This window comes from Lysinibacillus sp. S1 (assembly GCF_044986265.1).
Classification (GTDB): domain Bacteria; phylum Bacillota; class Bacilli; order Bacillales_A; family Planococcaceae; genus Lysinibacillus; species Lysinibacillus capsici.
Map to the genome: position 1 here is coordinate 2,166,595 of NZ_CP173154.1, position 17,532 is coordinate 2,184,126.

A 17,532-nucleotide genomic window follows, 5' to 3' on the forward strand; every position below is an offset into this window, starting at 1 on the left:
GATGAAGATGCAAAGCATTATTGACTGAACGCTCGCTCGACTTCTATCGAGGAAAAATGGGAGTTTACTATCTCAACTCCCATTCCCATTTAATCTTATTCTACAAAACAATTTTTTATTGTGCAATTTATATTTTTCAGATAACTAAAATATTTCTGCAATAGCAATCATTTTTCTGCGTTCGCTTCCGTATTCTCGTCTTGTTGAACATTTTCTATAGACGCTACCACTTCTTCGTATGTTTCTTCTGTTTCTTCGGAAGAAGGATTAACTGCCTTTACTTTTTCACCGAACACAGAACGTTCTAGTAATTCTGCAACATCAAATGTTCCAATAGAGTCTTCAACCTCTTTAGCCTTTGTACCATCCTCTAGCATTGTTAGGCAGTAAGGACAGCCTGATGAAATAACTGATGCATTTGTTGCAAGAGCCTGTTCTGTTCGCGCTACGTTTATGCGATTTCCTACATGCTCTTCCATCCACATTAATCCACCACCAGCTCCACAGCACATCGCTGTTTCGCGATTACGTTCCATTTCAACAAGCTTCACGCCAGGGATTCCTCGAAGGATCTCACGTGGGGCATCGTACACATCATTGTAGCGGCCTAAATAACAGGAATCATGGAAAACAATCGTTTCATGAACCTCATAGTTTAGAGCTAGACGATTTTCCTCAATCAACTGATTTAATAACTCAGTGTGATGATACACTTCACCTTTCCAGCCAAAGTCTTGATATTCATTTTTAAAGATATTGTAGGCATGAGGATCGATTGTTACAATTTTCTTCACGTCATTTTTCTCAAACTCATCAATATTTGCTGTAGCTAGCTCTTGGAATAAGAATTCATTCCCTAAACGACGAGGTGTATCCCCAGAGTTTTTCTCTTTATTACCTAAGATTGCAAACTTCACACCAGCCTCGTTTAATAGACGACAGAATGCTAAAGCGATTTTTTGAGAGCGGTTGTCGAAAGCTCCCATCGAACCAACCCAGAATAAATACTCCATTTCCTCGCCAGATTTTTTCAGCTCTTTTACAGTTGGAATTTGGATTGTTGGATCTAGATCACGCCAATTTTCTTTTTCCTTGCGGTTTAGGCCCCAAGGATTACCTTGTCGTTCGATATTCGTCATTGCACGTTGAGCATCAGGATTTACTTTCCCTTCAGTCATTGTTAGATAACGACGTAGATCAATAATTTTATCAACATGCTCATTCATTACAGGGCATTGATCCTCACAGTTACGACATGTCGTACAAGCCCAAATTTCCTCTTCTGTAATGACATCGCCAATTAAAGATGGACTGTAGATATTCTCAATTACAGCACCTTCAGCACCAGCTGCAATTGCAAGCTGGTTACCCTTTGTATTGGCAAAGAATTGATAAGGCACCCATGGTTTTTGTTTTGTTACGACTGCGCCCGTAAATGTTAAATGGTCACGCAATTTTACGATTAAATCCATAGGAGACAGCATTTTTCCTGTTCCTGTTGCTGGACACATGTTTGTACAACGTCCACATTCTACACAAGAATATAGATCAAGCATTTGCTTTTGTGTGAAGTCCTGTATGCGTCCTACCCCAATAGAAGGCATATCCTCTTCGCTTTCAGCATTTTCTCCAGCTTCTTCCAAGGCCTCAAAATCAATTGGTGTTAATGTACCCGTACGATCTAAACGATTCATGTAAACATTAAGTGGACTGACAATTAAGTGGAAATGTTTAGACTGCGGTACGTATACAAGGAATGTTAATAGAATTAAAAGGTGTGCCCACCACATTACATAAAACACACCAGCGGCAACTGATGTAGGTAGGAAGCCAAAAATAGCAGCAATACTTGAAGCAACTGGCTCCGTATAAGTTAATCCCTCACCATGCCAAATTAATCCCATACCATTAGCGATTAATGTAGATACCATTAACCCACCAATGAAAATTAATACAAGGCCGTTTTTCCATCCTCGTTTTAGACGCACTAGCTTTTCAACATAGCGGCGGTAAAATGCCCACACTACCGCGACTAAAATCATTAAAACCACCAATTCTTGGAAGAATATAAAGACACCATAGAAAATGCCTAGTGGCAGATGTGACTCTGGTGCTAGTCCTTTCCAAATTAAATCAATGGCCCCTAACTGTACCATCAAAAATCCATAGAAAAACATAACATGTATTAAACCACTCTTTGGATCCTTTAATAGCTTATTTTGACCAAATACATTGACCATAATATAACGAAGTCGTTCTTTAACACTTTCATCAAACTCAACCTTTTTCCCCAATTGCACATACTTATAGCGTGTTTTCAACAGGTAGAAGAACAATCCTACTGCATAAAGCACAACCACGACTGTTAAGACAATGTTAGCAATTAATAATGGACTCATGGTTGGTCCCCCCTTTAGTTTGTCGTAATTTTCTCTCTTTGTGACGAATTTGCTAGTTCAAACAGAAATGTACTTCACTTTATCATTATATTCCTATTCTAATAAATGAGTGAGCATTCAGTCAACATAAAACGGAAATATTTCTGATAATTTTATATTCTTACATTTTACAAGAAAAAAAGCCACCCTGAATTTTTCAAAGTAGCAATTTTTACTTTCCTTAACTATTATACTTAGGGGGATGTCGCATATTCAGTAGACTTTTTGAACATCTGCTAAATTGCATACAAACCTATACCGCCCCGTAGCTTAACATCTGGAAATTCATTTTTTGTACAAAAACATTTTTTAAATCAAACTTTATTTTTTAAAAACATTCCCACTGCGAATATATTCAACATCTGCTACGTTTAAGCGAGCATTTACAACACGTGCAGCTGCAAATAAATAATCCGATAAGCGATTTAAATATTTTTGTACAACCTTTGGTACATCTTCAACTTCTTTCATAAGTGTCACCATTTCACGCTCTGCTCGGCGTGCAACCGTGCGTGCAATGTGTAAAGTTGCCGCTGCTGGTGCACCTCCTGGTAAAATAAAACGTTGTAAAGGTGGCGCTTCGTCTGATAAAGCATCTATACGAGCTTCAAGTACTTCAATCGGTTGCTCTGTTAATTTATAATGACGTTCTTTCATCACATTAGCAAGGTCTCCACCAGCATCGAACAACTCATGCTGAATTGTCTCTAGGTCTGTTAAAATATCCTTGAAAAGCGCTTGATCTAATTCACTTACGGCCTTCCCAATAAAGGAATTTAATTCATCAATTGCCCCATATGTTTCCACACGTAAACTATCTTTATCAACCCGTCCTCCAATAAGACTTGTTTTCCCCGTATCGCCTGTTTTCGTGTAAAGCTTCATTTYTCTCATCTCCTAAAACTGGTTTTTATAATTCCTAATCGCATGAACTGTTGTTTCATAGACACCCTTTGCAATCATTTTACCAACTTCCGTAATTGGGCCACCATACAGCATTTCTTCTCCTTTTTGAGTTGCAGCAATTAACAGACTATCTGTAGCAGTACCTGTTGCAATTGTTCCACTCCGCTCATCACGAATATTTTCTGATTGCAACGCCTTTGTTTTTGCCTCAGTTGCTGTCATCAATGCCTGAAAAAATGCCTCTTCCGATAAACAACCATTAACGATAACCCATGTATTAATAGTACCAATATATGGATCATCTTGTCTTTCATGTACTCGAGATACATCAACTGCATTGCCTACGCCAGCTGTTACAGCTACGATTATACTGCCAAAAGGTGCTGAAAATTCATTGATGGCCACTAGAGCTGTTGGTACTGCTGTTAGCATAACAACAGTATTTGTAGATGAAAAATTTTCCCTTTTCAAAAATTCTTTAACTTCTCGTTTCACATCACTAATGACATAATCACCAGGAACTGAGCGATTTAATAAGCAATTATGCCAGCCAATACCTGGGTTATGAACTGCAGAAGATACGGTCTTCAGAGGAAGCTCTGATTGAAGTTGGATATATTGTTCAGTTATCGTAAAGTGCTCTTTTTTGATGACAGCTCGCTGCTGATAGTCTGTAGCTGCGGGCATCATTGTAATTTGAGGTTTTGGTATTTCAGGGTGAGCATATGTAGTCACCCGTGCTTGATAAACTTCTTCAATTTGGGAGGCAATTAATACTTCATGTGGTGCACCAAGTGCTCTCATTTGTCCGCTTTCCATCAGCAATAATTCATCACAATAAAGAGAGGCTAAATTCATATCGTGTAGTACCATAACGACTGTTAAACCACACTCCATGGCTTCCTTCCGAACCATATCTAAAATTTGACGTTGGTGTGCAATATCAAGATGATTCGTTKGTTCATCCAGMAGTAAGATTTCAGCTGTTTGAGCTAATGACTGTGCAACAAAAACTCTTTGTTGTTCACCGCCAGATAAAAATTCCATCGGTGTATGCTCATATCGCTTTACACCTGTTTGAAGCATTGCATGTTGAACTGCCTTCTCATCTTGTGCAGACCAACTCGAGAAAAAGCCTGTTTGATGCGGGTAGCGCCCCAGTGAAACTGCCTCTCTCACACTGTTCGAGAAAGCATTTGCATGAAGCTGTGGTAATACAGCCATTTTTTTCGCCAAAGCACGAGCATTATAAGAAAGAATATTTTGTCCATCAATCGAAACGGTTCCAGCAGTAGCTGGTAAAATACCACTCATTACTTTTAATAATGTGGATTTCCCGCTACCATTCGGCCCTAGAATGCCAAGAATTTTTCCTTTTTCAACAGTAAAACTAATGTCCCTGACGATTGGTACATCTTCATAGCCACCTGATAGATGTTCAACAACAATCATGCCCGTACCCCCTTGCTTCTTCGCTGCTTATAAAAAATATAGGAGAAAACAGGTGCTCCAATAAATGCCGTAATAACACCAATTGGTAGCTCTCTTGGCACAATGATTGTTCGTGCTACTAAGTCGCAAATAATGAGTAATGTTGCACCATTGAAAAAAGATAATGGTAATAAGTGGCGATGATCAGAACCCCAAATCATCCTTGTCATATGCGGCACTACTAATCCTACAAAGCCAATTGTGCCAGAAACTGCTACAGCTGCTCCAGTTAGCATGGAGCCACCTGTTAATATCAAATATTTACTGCGCTTTACATTAACACCTAAATGTTTTGCTCGCTCTTCACCATACAACAAAACATTTAATTCTCGTCTTTGTGTCCATAGCATAATTGAACCAACAATCACAAAAGGAATGATCATTTGGACATATGGCCAACCACGCATCGAAACAGAACCAAGTAGCCAGMCTATTACCTGACGTAATTCTTCACCAGATAAGGCAATCATTAATGAAATAAGGGAACCTAAAAAAGAACTAAAAATAACACCTGTTAATATCAACGTTTCCATTTTTAATGAGCGGTCTACGAGTCTAGCAAAGCTCATAACAACTACCATCGTAATGATAGCACCAATCATACKGAAGATTGGCAGCGCATACAAACCGACAACAGGTATAGAAATACTAAAAAAGATCGTTAAAACAGCACCAACAGAAGCCCCTGATGAAACCCCTAGTGTATATGGATCTGCTAATGGATTTTTTAATAAACCTTGGAAAGCTGCTCCAGCAATAGCTAGAGATGCGCCTACTAGTCCCGCTAATAACACGCGAGGCAAACGAATTTTCCAAAAGATATTGGCGGCTGTTTCATCAACCGCCTTATTCCACAATACTTCTAATGGAATATGAACCGAGCCTATCGCTACGCCACACCAGATGCTAATAAGAAGAAGCGTACATGTTAATGTATAGGCTAGTGCTATTTTTTTCACTTAAATACCTCAGGATAGATTGCTTTTGCTAATTCTTCTAGACCTTCAGCTAAACGTGGCCCTTGACGACTTGTCGTACTTTCATCTACCTGCACAATCGCATTATTTTTTACGGCATTAATCGTATMAAAGCCCGCACGTTTTGKTATTTTCGTTAAAWTATCTGGTAMATAATGATATGTCACCACGATGACATCTGGATTTTTTGCGATAATTTGTTCTGCATCAATTTTATACCAATTATCGCCATCTACAGCTACATTCTCTGCATTGATCATTTCAAGCATAGCGTTCATAAATGTACCATTGCCAGCTGTATAAATATCTGGCTCATCTGATGCTTCAACTAACACTTTTTTGGGTTCAACATCCTTGACTTTAGACAAAACTTCTTCTACTTTTGCCTTCATATTAGCGACAATTTTTTCTGCCTCTGGTAATTTCCCTGTAGCACGTCCAAGTTGCTCAATTGTTGTATATGTTTCATTAAAGTCTTGTGCATTTTTTACAACAAATACTTTCAAACCTGCTGATTCAAGCTGTGCAATAGCCTCTTCTGAAAGAGACATGCTAGATTCGTGTGAAAAAACGATATCTGGTTTTAAGGCAATAATTTTTTCAATATCGTATTCCATACCGCCAACCTTATCCTTCTCAGCTGCCTCTGGCGGATAATCGTCGTTGTCCGTAACACCAACTATTTCATCATTTAAACCTAGTCCAAAAAGGATTTCAGTATTACTTGGAATAAGTGAAACAATTTTCTCAGGAGGTGCTTCAAGTGTAATGTCCTTACCAAGGGCATCTGTTATCGTCATTGGGAATGTTGCTTCATCCACYTGTGCTGTTTCTTGCTGTGTTTGCTGCTCGTTAGATGGCTTGTTATCTTTTGCTTCCTGCCCACAAGCAGCTAGCAAGCCTACTGCTAAAAATGCTGATAATCCTATTTTCCAAAATTTCTTCATGTGAATCCTCCTTCGTTGATCCGTGCGACATTTCGCTTTATTCTACATCAAAATAAAACCCCTCATCTTTGATCGATGAGGGGGCAAAATCGCACCAAAAAAACTGATACAAAATCCACCACCCTATCCTCGTAGGTTGTCATGTCGTTATAAAGGCAGGTCTCCTGGCTAGTGCTACTTGCGATTTTTCAAGCCTTCCCGAAATCTTCAGTGGCATCATTTGAAAAAACTCACACTTACAGTGGCGGGACCGCATCGGAATTACACCGATTTCCCTTTTCACTTTACTTAAGTAAAGAACCTTKATAATATTCAGTTGATTTCATTATACATGAAAATGAAAAAAGTCGCCTCCATTCAAGACGACTCCCCGGCCATTATACAATTTCAGAAAAGTATTGGACTGTTTTCATTTGAGCACCCATTTCTCTTAATGACCATGTCTGTTCTAAATAAACGTCCGCTAGTTTTTCATATTTCCCACCAAATTTATGTGCCCACTCAACCGCTATGACACTTTCATAAAGGTGAGCCATTTTTTCCGCCATACCCTTAGCTTCAAAAGTTTTCGTTGCCTCGTCTAAAGCGCTAAAAATTTGCAGTTTCACAGACATATTCGCCAATTGTTCTTTAACGATTTGTACTAGTGAGCTGTCAGCTAATTTGTCTAATCGTTCCTCCATCTCCTGTACAAACAGTTCATGAGCATGAAACTTATCTACTAAACGAATGAGTTCTAAGGCCAAAATATTAGCCGTACCCTCCCACACCGTTAACACTTGGGCGTCTCTTAATAAGCGGGGCGTTACAAAGTCTTCTATATAGCCATTACCTCCGTGTAATTCAATTGCCTCACTAGCATAATGAACAGCTTGCTCTGCTGTTTCCTTTTTCATAATGGCAATATATAAACGATTCATAATAAGATCTTGCTGAGTTCCCTGTCCACTTGTCACTTTATCGTATAATTGGATAAGATCAAAAACTGTCGCTACTTCCACGTGCAACTTAGCTGCAAATTTCCCTAAAGTATCCTGAATCATAGGGTACTGTGTTAAGGGCTTGCCAAATGCATGTCGATTGCTTACATAATGTTTTGCCTCTAAGAAGCCGCGACGCATAATACCAATTGAAGCGACTGCATTACAAATTCTAGAGAGATTTAGTGCTTCTAGCATATAATAAATCCCTTTATTTTGCTCCCCTACAACATAGGCAAGTGCACCATCAAATTCTACCTCACCAGAGGGAACTGCCCGAACGCCTAGCTTATCTTTCAGTCGGCGAATACGTAGATGATTTGTTGTTCCATCTTCTTTGCGCCAAGGAACTGCAAACAATGTTAAGCCTCTGGAACCTGCTGGCGCACCTTCTAGKCGTGCTAATACCATCGCTACACCACACATGCCCGCATTGGATGCAAAATATTTTTCACCATATAGACGATAAGCAGTGCCATCCTTTCTCGCCTCCACCACATTTGCACCTACGTCAGAGCCCCCTTGACGTTCTGTTAAAAAGGTCGCACCTTCATATAAATCTGTGTCACCTGTTGCACACACATGTGGTAAAAAACGCTGCTTTACCTCTTCATCTGCATAATGATCTAATAGATAGGCAGTTGCCATTGTCAATGTTACTGGACAATAAAAACCGGGCTCTGCATGTGATAGCAAATAACCTTGTGYAAAGCTATAAACATAATTCCCCTTGTGTCCTAGCTGCGGAATATGCTTGTGTACATAACCTACAATCCCAGTATTATATGTCTCTTCAAYMRYTYTKWYRWWGCCATCATTAACCCAAACCTCTGATATCTCTTCACCATAGGCATCATATCTTTGAAGGCGAGGCTCACCCTGTCGATCTGTATGCTTTGCCCTCGCATCAATATCACCTGCACATAGCTCACCAAAATCTGTTAACTCTCGTTGGGCATAGGATAAAAACTCTTTATCTAACATCATTTCCACTATTTTTTGAAGCGTGTCATCTTCAGTAAAAAAGTTCGTAGTACGCATTGCTTCTTGTTGTAATACTTTCATGCTATCTCACCTCTTGCCCCTTTAAATTTTGTTTTAATATTTTGCCTGATGCATTGCGTGGTAGCGCTTCTACTTTTTCAAAAATACGTGGTATTTTAAACTTTGCAAGATGCTCCTCTAAATAAGCTTTCAAAGCTTCCTCATGGATGTCTTGTTTAGCAGAATACACCGCCTTTACAGTTTCCCCCCATTGCGGATGTGGTACACCAATTACCGCAACCTCGAATATACCTTCAAAGCTCAATAAACAATCTTCAATTTCTTTCGGATAAATGTTGACACCTCCCGAAATAATGACATCCTTTTTACGATCTACGATCCAAATAAAACCATCTTCATCCTTGCGAGCTAGATCTCCGGTTTTTAACCAACCATCAATAAAGGCTTCATTAGTAGCTACTTCATCCTTATAGTAGCCAAGCATGTTGCCCTCACCCAACAAGACAATTTCCCCCACTTCGCCTACATTTACATTTTCTCCACTGTCATTCACAATACGCAACTCTGTACCAAGTGGCGCCCGCTGACCAATACTTCCTGCCTTTGCTTCATGCTCCTTGCCAAATAATAATGAGCCACTTGGACCTGCCTCTGTTAATCCATATACACAAGTCAAATTATTTGTGCGGAATGCCTGCTGAATGAACCGAACCTCACTTTGAGATAACGGTGCCCCACCATAGACCCACCATTTCATAGAAGACAAATCTGCCGAATGTAGCCTTGGCAGTTGTGCCGTTAATAAATAAGCAACAGGTGCACCAAAGAAATGTGTTGTTTTCTCCTTTTCAATGGAATCAATGAATAAATCGGGTGTAAAAGTTGGTGTTAATACATTTGTTGAGCCTACCAATACACCCGCCATTAAAAATAAATGTAATGGTGCAGAGTGTGTTAATGGCATCATAAGCAAAATACGGCTCTCAGGCTTTACCTCCATTTCAACAGCTATCATTTGCGCCACTGTTAAAATATTACGGTAGCTAAATAACACACCCTTTGGTTTTCCTGTCGTGCCAGATGTATATAAAATCGTGGAAGGGTCATCCTCTTGTAACTGACAATCAATTGTTTGTGTACTAGCATTTTGAAGCATTGATTCATACTGATGCCATCCCACTTTTTCTTGACCTGTTTTAATTTTTAACGGAATACCGGCTAGCTGTTCAACTGCTGCAAAAATAGCCTCATGTACGACAATTGCCTTCGCCTCGGCATGCTGCGCCACGTACTCTACTTCTTGCAATGTAAACTTCGCATTGACTGGCACAACGATCGCTCCAATACGCTGAATAGCAAAGTAACTGACAACAAACTCTAAAACGTTTGGCATAAAAATTAAAACCTTATCCCCCTGCTTTACTCCCTGCTCTAGTAAAGCATTACTAAAACATGTCACCTGCTTATCTAAATCTTGGTAGGTTACTCTTCTGCCATGACAAATAACGGCTTCATTTTTCGGATACTTACGGGCATTACGTGCTAATAAATTGGAACTATTCATCTTGCATCTCTCCCTTTAAAGTCGCTAATTTTTCGCTAAACATGCCATGCATTTGTTGTAACTCATGCTTCATCTGCGTCAGCTCAGCTATTTTACTGTCAATCTCTTGAATTTTTTGTTCCCCGTATTCAACCGTTCGCTCTAATTGCTGAATTCCTGAGCGATCAAAATCAAATAGTAAAACCATCTCTTTGATTTCCTCTAAAGAAAATCCGTACCGCTTGCCTCTGAAAATAAGCTTGAGTTTCGCCAATTCTTTTTTGGAAAAGGTTCGTTGGTTGGTAGATGAACGATGGGGGCAAAGAAGCCCAAGTTCCTCATAATAACGTATTGTCCGCGTAGACACATTAAACTCCTTTGCNNCCTCCTGAATCGTCTTCAAAACCATSTCCCCTTTCCTAATTGGCAACAGTATACCATTRACGTTAACGTARACTTCAACAAAATTTTCGGAATTAACAGAAAAATAAAGTTTGGGACAGCTAATHTCCCACGTTTTATCCGTTTCTTTTGTCTTTCTATCCAACACATTCGGAACTTTATCTCTCATATTCAGCCTTCTATCCATTAAAAAAAGCCCCTAACACTTTTCATGTTAGGAGCCTAAAGTTTTATTACATTTTTTCAGGTGCAGATACGCCGATTAAACGTAATGCGTTCGCAATTGTTGTGCGGACAGCCGTAATTAATGCTAAACGAGCCTCTGTTAACTCTTTATTTGAAGCATCTAATACKYKTTCTGCATTATAGAAGCTGTGGAATGCAGCTGCTGTTTCTTGAATATAGTTTGCGATACGGTGCGGTGTGCGGTGTTTCGCTGCTTCCGCTACCACTTTCGGGAAATCACCAATCTTTTTCAGTAAATCAATTTCCTTTTCTGCTGTTAATAAATTGAGATGTTCTGTTGTAGCAGCAAAGCCTTGTTCATTTGCTGAACGTAAAATAGATGAAATACGTGCATGCGCATATTGTGCATAGTACACAGGGTTTTCATTAGATTGTGATACTGCAAGGTCAAGATCAAAGTCCATATGAGAATCGCCAGCTGTTTTTACAAAGAAGTAACGAACTGCGTCAAGACCAACCTCTTCTACAAGCTCACGCATAGTTACTGCATTCCCTGTACGCTTAGACATTTTGAATTTTTCTCCGTTTTTATAAAGCTGAACCATTTGAATAACTTCCACTTCTAACGTATCTCGATCATAACCAAGTGCTTGAATCGCTGCTTTCATACGTGGAATATATCCGTGATGATCAGCTCCCCAAATATTGATTAATTTATCGAAGCCACGGACAATTTTGTCTTCGTGATAAGCAATATCTGGTGTTAAATATGTGAATGACCCATCATTTTTAATTAGCACACGATCTTTATCATCACCAAATGTTGTAGAGCGGAACCAAGTAGCACCATCCTCTTCAAACACATGTCCATTAGCTTTTAATTTATCTAAAGCTACTTCGATTTTCCCGTTTTCATATAGAGACGTTTCAGAATACCAGACATCAAAATTTACACGGAAGTTTGCTAGGTCTGTTTTTAATTTATCTAATTCTAAAGCTAAACCGTGCTGACGGAAGAAGGCAAAACGCTCATCATCTGATTTTGCTAAAATTGCATCACCATGCTCTTTTGCTAATTTACCCGCAATATCAATAATATCTTGCCCATGATAGCCGTCTTCTGGCATTTCAGCTTCCATTCCTAATGCTTGTTTATAACGAGCTTCTAATGAATAAGCTAAGTTATTAATTTGATTACCTGCATCATTAATATAATATTCACGAGAGACACTGTAACCAGCCATATCCAACACATTACATAAGGAATCACCAACAGAAGCACCACGAGCATGTCCTAGGTGAAGATCTCCAGTAGGATTTGCTGAAACGAACTCCACTTGAATCTTTTCCCCAGCACCAGCATTTGAGCGGCCATAGTCCGTACCTTGCTCAAGCACCTGTGTCACTACCTCTGTTAGGAAATCTTTACGCACTGTGATATTCATGAAGCCTGGGCCAGCAATATCAATCTTTTCAATATCAGTGCCTGATGGATCAAGATTTTCTAAAATAGCTTCGGCGATAGCACGTGGTGGCTTTTTAGCTAACTTCGTTAATTGCATCGCAATGTTTGTTGCATAGTCACCATTTGCTTTATCCTTTGGTGTTTCTAGGTGAATCGATAATTCTGTGCCAGCCTYAACTAGACCAGCTTTTTCAACAGCCTGCACGATCGCTGCTTTAATAGCCTGTTGTACTTGTTCTACTGCGTTCATCATTGTACCTCCGTAAATGTAATATCTAATGTATAGTTGCCAACGGATTGCCCACCCATTAGTAAATCGTACTGTACATGGAAATCTCCGCTTGTTGCCAGTTTTGTAAACGTCATATTTTTCGTATCAATCACGAGGGGCATAGAACCGAACTCACTTTCATAATGCCCTTTTTGTTGTTCGATTATGTTCAGCGGTAATCGCATATTAACCGCTCCAGCACGCATAATTAGTGCCTTCTCATGACCTAACTTCATCGTTGTGCGGACGATTTTATCCTCCTGCACCTCATCATATTTCAAATACAAGCTTCCTGCCTTTTCAAGTAGCTGCCCTTTGAGCCACATTTCATAACTTTCGGACTCCCCATCACTTGGACGAATGGTAGAAATGAGCTTTATGTTCACATGCGATCTTACTTCGTTCGCCATAACGGATGCCCCTTTTTAGTCTTTTACTATAACCTTTTTATTATAGGATGAATACTTATGGTTTTTCAAGATAGAAGTGATGTAAAGCTCCTCAACAAGTTTATTCGAGAAAATAAAAACCCTCTCCTTCCATAACGGAAAGAGAGGATTTCATTTTATCTATACCATTTTTTTATAATCAATTGTTGAACTATTAACAATAAAGCACTAACAGTCCAATAGATCGGGATAATCGCTGGATTGAACAGACTAAAACTGAGGATCATGAGAGGATTAATAAATACCATTATCTTCATATTTAATGGTTGACTTTTCTCTAGGGCTATACAACTTTGAATGAAATAAATCAAACAAGCAATCATCGAAATCCCAATATCAATCGTCCCTAAATTCATCCAAAGGAAATTTTCACTGGCAATCACTGAATCTAGCTTAATCGCGTAGTACAGTGAAAATAATATCGGTAATTGAATAATGATTGGTAAACAACCTAGTAAAGAGCTTTTCAATGAATCTGAAGTTAGCTCTTGGATTTGTTGCTGTACCATTCTTTTTTCAGATTCGCTTTGACTATTCTTATATTTATCTGTAAGCGCATCTAATTCAGGCTTAATGGTAGTCATTAATTCTTTTGAGTGCTTTTGGTGTTTTGCCGATCGAATAAATAACGGCATAAGAATTAATCTGACTGCAATCGTAATACCAATGACACTAAGTGCGTAGCTACCTGTAAAAGAATGGATGAAATGAATGAGGGTAATAATAGGTTGTGCTAAAAATGTTAACAATGGTTGTCCTCCTAGTTTTAAAGTTTAAATCAAACTAGGAGATACACTTTCTTCCTCATTGTCTTCGGACATTCTAATACACAGAACAAACCACGTTAGCATAGGTGGAGTCCAAGTATTCGTGATAGTATAGTCAACTTCAAACTCCTCGTCCTTCACATCTTGAACGGTTATTTTATTGACGAGATACAGATGCAAATGAACACTTAATACAGTTAAAACCAAAGATGCTAATAGCCAAAAGTATTCCATTRTACTRACAAAAATGAATAAATCATTCATGAGAMGTGACCAAATCATAATACTCCTCCTCCCTTTATTAAAATTGAAGAAACATACATTTTACCTAACTTATCTACGCTACAAAGTAAAATAAGTTTCAATTTTATGCWAAGGCTCAKTCTTCATTTCAAAAATAWAAAATGGGGCTAGCTCATAGCTAAACCCCATTCAACCAATCTTATTTATTTTACCCAGCCTAAAATCATTTCCCGTAATAATTTTGAAGCTGTGTTTGCTGTCATTTCTGAAGAATCGTAGATCGGTGCTACTTCAACTAGGTCGAAACCTACTACATTTACACCACTTGCTGCAATAGCATGGATGGAAGCGAGTAATTCTTTCGAAGTAATACCACCACAGTCTACTGTACCAGTGCCTGGTGCGTGTGCTGGATCTAAAACATCGATATCAATTGTTACATACACATTGCGTCCAGCTAGTGTTGGTAGGACCTCTTTTAACGGTTCAAGTACTTCAAATTTTGAAATGTGCATGCCGTTTTCCTTTGCCCATTCAAATTCCTCTTTCATACCTGAACGAATTCCAAATGAATAGACATTTTTAGGTCCTATATGTTCCGCAATTTTACGGATTGGTGTAGAGTGCGAAAGTGGCTCTCCCTCATATTCCACACGTAAATCTGTATGTGCATCAAAGTGAATAATAGCAAGATCATCATATTTAGCTGATACAGCCTTCATTACTGGCCAAGACACTAGATGCTCGCCACCCATGCCGACAGGAATTTTGCCATCCGCTAATAATTTCTCTATAAATTTCTCAATTTCATCTAAAGAACGCTGTGCATTACCGAATGGTAGTGGAATATCCCCTGCATCAAAGTACTTTACTTCCTCAAGCTCACGATCTAGATATGGACTGTACTCTTCAAGACCAATGGATACCTCACGGATACGCTGTGGACCGAAACGTGATCCTGGACGGTAACTTACTGTCCAATCCATTGGCATACCATAAATTACTGCCTGTGCGTCGTCATATGTAGGATGACTTTTTATAAAAACATTTCCTGAATAAGCTTCATCAAATCTCATTGCTAGCCCTCCATATAATTAATCATCATTTTTCGTCTTCTTCTATTATGGCTTACAGGATTGTAATGAAACCTGTATCCTTTTATCCTCGTATACATTATTGGAACGTCTAGCAAATTTCGATTAAAATCTACAAGGTGCGATTTTTTGTCGAATGCCAGCATTTCAAGTAGTACAAAAAAAGTATAGATGTTTTTGAATAAAGTGCAATAGTTTTTAGTTAGAATTTCGATTAAAGATGAATGTTCGAACACATACTAAAGCTAAGTTCGAAGTTGTGAGAAAACGAGGTGAAGTCGGATGAAACGAAAAAGCTATCATCGAAAGCAACAACGTGTAAAGCGCACACGCAAAAGCCTTACGTTATTCGTGGCCTTTACATCTGCAATTGTCGTAGCGTTTGTCGCACTCCGCATCTATGTTCAAGTGGCTGGTGCACCGCCTTTAACCGTACCAAAGGCTTCTATTTTCTTAGATGAAAATGAGAACCAAATTGGGGATCACTTTACAAATCAACGMCGATATTGGGTCGGCCTCGATGAGATGTCACCTTATTTAAAGGAAGCAGTTGTTGCTGTTGAAGATAAAGATTTCTWTCAACATGGCGGTTTCGACTATTCACGTATTGCTGGTGCCATTTTAGTGGACATTAAGGCTGGCGGTAAGGTTCAAGGAGCTAGTACCATTACGCAACAATATGCTCGTAACCTTTATCTATCCCATGAAAAGTCTTGGACACGTAAATTAAACGAAGCCCTGTATGCTTATAGATTAGAAGTTTTTTATGACAAGGACGAAATACTAGAGGGCTATTTGAATACGGTATATTACGGTCATGGCATGTATGGAGTAGAAGCTGCAAGTCGTTTTTATTTCGGAAAATCTGCCAGTGATTTAACGCTTGCTGAAGCAGCAATGCTAACAGGCGTACCAAAAGGACCAAGTATTTACTCACCAATTGCCAATTTAGATAAGGCTACCAATCGTCAACACGTTATTTTAAMACTTATGGCAGACCAAGGTGCCATTACACAAGAAGAAAAAACGCGTGCTGAAAATGAACAGCTCGTCTTAAAAAATGATAGCTGGGTTGCAACCAAATCTGTTGCCCCTTATTTCTTGGATGTGGCTTGGCAAGAAGCCAGTGAAATCTTAAAATCAAAAAACCTTGATATTAGTGAAGGTGGCTGGACGATTCAAACAACGCTTAATCTGGAGCATCAAAAAGCAGCTGAAGAAGCAGTAGCCAAAAATATGCCTGCCAATGATCTGCAATCTGCGTTTGTAAGTATGGAATCTAAAACAGGAGCTGTCACTGCACTAGTCGGTGGTCGTGATTATTCAGTAAGCTCATTTAACCGAGTTACACAAGCCAAACGTCAACCAGGCTCTACTATTAAGCCGATCTTATATGCAGCGGCGCTAGAAAATGGTTACACGCCACTAACTTTTTTAGATGTTGGTGAAACAACTTTTACGTATGATAATGGGCGTGGCACTTATGCACCTAAAAACGTCAACGGTCAATTTGCAGATCATGATATGACAATGGCACAAGCTATTGCTATCTCAGATAATATTTACGCAGTAAAAACCTTAGAGGACATTGGCTTCAAAGAGTTTCATGATATGGCAAACCGTTTTAATGTAGGAATTGGTGCGAAGGATAATTTATCCATTGCACTAGGAACGATTGAAACGACATTATACGAAATGACAAATGCATATAATATTTTGGCGTCGCAAGGACAGCAAACAACACCAACAACCATTGTATCCATTAAAAATGCACATGGAGATGTTATTTATGAAAACAAAGATGTAGCAAGCAAAGCTGAAACAGCCATTTCTAAAGAAAATGCATACATCTTAACAGAAATGATGACAGGTATTTTTGATCCTGTTTTCAGTGACTATTCACCCGCTACAGGAATCAGTATTCGTTCACGTATGACACACACATATGCTGCTAAATCAGGTTCTACGAATAGTGATCAATGGTTAATTGGTTTTAHTMCAAAABTAACTGVTGGTGTATGGAATGBMTATGATCAGGDTAAAAACCTTACCACGAAGGAAGATACTGCTGCAACAAAGCAAATCTGGATTGACTTTATGGAAACTGTCAACAAAGGTACAAAAAATGAGGATTTCAAAAAACCTAAAGGTGTAGAGGGCGTTGTCATTGATATTGAAACAGGTAAATTAGCGACTGACGCTTGTCCTAAACAACGTCTAGTCTATGTAGAGTCGAAGGATGTACCTACTGAAAAATGTACAAACTTCGATATTCTCGACAGTAATACATGGGGAGAATTTTGGAATATGATACCATTCTCTATATTTAAGGACTAAAAACAAGATAATTTCGGAAACCTTTTTAATC

At 38.9% G+C, this 17,532-nt stretch carries 13 protein-coding genes, 1 pseudogene and 1 riboswitch; of the genes and pseudogenes, 1 reads left to right on the forward strand and 13 read right to left on the reverse strand.

All coding sequences use genetic code 11. The features are described 5' to 3' along the window. Nucleotides 1-167 precede the first annotated feature (167 nt). The 13 genes and pseudogenes from ACHZEU_RS10945 to speB form a co-directional block, all read right to left on the reverse strand. Entirely contained in the window at nucleotides 168-2,399 is a 2,232-nt protein-coding gene (locus tag ACHZEU_RS10945; RefSeq protein ID WP_279493847.1) for a heterodisulfide reductase-related iron-sulfur binding cluster, read from the reverse strand. A gap of 360 nt (nucleotides 2,400-2,759) precedes the next feature. Further along, on the reverse strand, nucleotides 2,760-3,323 hold the full coding sequence (locus ACHZEU_RS10950) for a cob(I)yrinic acid a,c-diamide adenosyltransferase (RefSeq protein WP_004231536.1): 564 nt from the start codon (nucleotides 3,321-3,323) through the stop codon (nucleotides 2,760-2,762). A gap of 12 nt (nucleotides 3,324-3,335) precedes the next feature. Next, entirely contained in the window at nucleotides 3,336-4,796 is a 1,461-nt protein-coding gene (locus tag ACHZEU_RS10955; RefSeq protein ID WP_404804510.1) for an adenosylcobinamide amidohydrolase, read from the reverse strand. Continuing rightward, the gene (locus ACHZEU_RS10960) at nucleotides 4,793-5,794 is read right to left on the reverse strand and encodes a FecCD family ABC transporter permease (protein ID WP_404804511.1); all 1,002 of its coding nucleotides are present in this window, start codon (nucleotides 5,792-5,794) and stop codon (nucleotides 4,793-4,795) included. Before ACHZEU_RS10960 ends, ACHZEU_RS10955 begins: the two co-directional genes overlap by 4 nt. Beyond that, nucleotides 5,791-6,759 (reverse strand): ABC transporter substrate-binding protein, encoded by a 969-nt coding sequence (locus ACHZEU_RS10965; RefSeq protein ID WP_404804512.1) that lies wholly within the window; start codon nucleotides 6,757-6,759, stop codon nucleotides 5,791-5,793. The genes ACHZEU_RS10960 and ACHZEU_RS10965 overlap by 4 nt, the downstream gene beginning before the upstream one ends. A gap of 136 nt (nucleotides 6,760-6,895) precedes the next feature. Continuing rightward, a riboswitch (cobalamin riboswitch) is annotated at nucleotides 6,896-7,079 on the reverse strand. Between the two features lie 57 nt (nucleotides 7,080-7,136). Continuing rightward, nucleotides 7,137-8,804 (reverse strand): annotated as a pseudogene (locus tag ACHZEU_RS10970) (acyl-CoA dehydrogenase family protein). Between the two features lies 1 nt (nucleotide 8,805). Further along, on the reverse strand, nucleotides 8,806-10,308 hold the full coding sequence (locus ACHZEU_RS10975; protein WP_404804513.1) for a class I adenylate-forming enzyme family protein: 1,503 nt from the start codon (nucleotides 10,306-10,308) through the stop codon (nucleotides 8,806-8,808). Beyond that, nucleotides 10,301-10,690 carry a MerR family transcriptional regulator gene (locus tag ACHZEU_RS10980; RefSeq protein ID WP_404804514.1) on the reverse strand — a complete coding sequence of 130 codons (390 nt, stop codon included), beginning with the start codon at nucleotides 10,688-10,690 and terminating at the stop codon, nucleotides 10,301-10,303. The genes ACHZEU_RS10975 and ACHZEU_RS10980 overlap by 8 nt, the downstream gene beginning before the upstream one ends. 232 nt (nucleotides 10,691-10,922) lie before the next feature. Next, complete coding sequence (gene argS / locus ACHZEU_RS10985) at nucleotides 10,923-12,590, reverse strand: arginine--tRNA ligase (protein ID WP_404804515.1); 1,668 nt, start codon at nucleotides 12,588-12,590, stop codon at nucleotides 10,923-10,925. Then, on the reverse strand, nucleotides 12,590-13,021 hold the full coding sequence (locus tag ACHZEU_RS10990; protein ID WP_048393761.1) for a DUF1934 domain-containing protein: 432 nt from the start codon (nucleotides 13,019-13,021) through the stop codon (nucleotides 12,590-12,592). The genes argS and ACHZEU_RS10990 overlap by 1 nt, the downstream gene beginning before the upstream one ends. A gap of 155 nt (nucleotides 13,022-13,176) precedes the next feature. After that, a complete protein-coding gene (yidC, locus tag ACHZEU_RS10995; protein ID WP_404804516.1) occupies nucleotides 13,177-13,809 on the reverse strand; it encodes a membrane protein insertase YidC in 633 nt (210 codons plus the stop codon). Nucleotides 13,810-13,833: 24 nt separating this feature from the next. Beyond that, on the reverse strand, nucleotides 13,834-14,109 hold the full coding sequence (locus tag ACHZEU_RS11000; protein WP_404804517.1) for a hypothetical protein: 276 nt from the start codon (nucleotides 14,107-14,109) through the stop codon (nucleotides 13,834-13,836). 164 nt (nucleotides 14,110-14,273) lie between these two features. Next, nucleotides 14,274-15,146, reverse strand: a complete 873-nt coding sequence (gene speB, locus ACHZEU_RS11005; RefSeq protein ID WP_004231519.1) for an agmatinase — start codon at nucleotides 15,144-15,146, stop codon at nucleotides 14,274-14,276. A 300-nt stretch (nucleotides 15,147-15,446) separates the two neighbouring features. Between speB and ACHZEU_RS11010 the strand changes: the two genes are divergently transcribed. Beyond that, nucleotides 15,447-17,501, forward strand: a complete 2,055-nt coding sequence (locus ACHZEU_RS11010; protein ID WP_404804518.1) for a transglycosylase domain-containing protein — start codon at nucleotides 15,447-15,449, stop codon at nucleotides 17,499-17,501. Nucleotides 17,502-17,532: the final 31 nt, after the last annotated feature.

Coding starts and splice junctions, on each gene's coding strand:
- ACHZEU_RS10945 (WP_279493847.1), bottom strand. CDS start 2,399: ATGAGTCCATTATTAATTGCTAACATTGTCTTAACAGTCGTGGTTGTG.
- ACHZEU_RS10975 (WP_404804513.1), bottom strand. CDS start 10,308: ATGAATAGTTCCAATTTATTAGCACGTAATGCCCGTAAGTATCCGAAA.
- ACHZEU_RS10990 (WP_048393761.1), bottom strand. CDS start 13,021: ATGGCGAACGAAGTAAGATCGCATGTGAACATAAAGCTCATTTCTACC.
- speB (WP_004231519.1), bottom strand. CDS start 15,146: ATGAGATTTGATGAAGCTTATTCAGGAAATGTTTTTATAAAAAGTCAT.
- ACHZEU_RS10950 (WP_004231536.1), bottom strand. CDS start 3,323: ATGAAGCTTTACACGAAAACAGGCGATACGGGGAAAACAAGTCTTATT.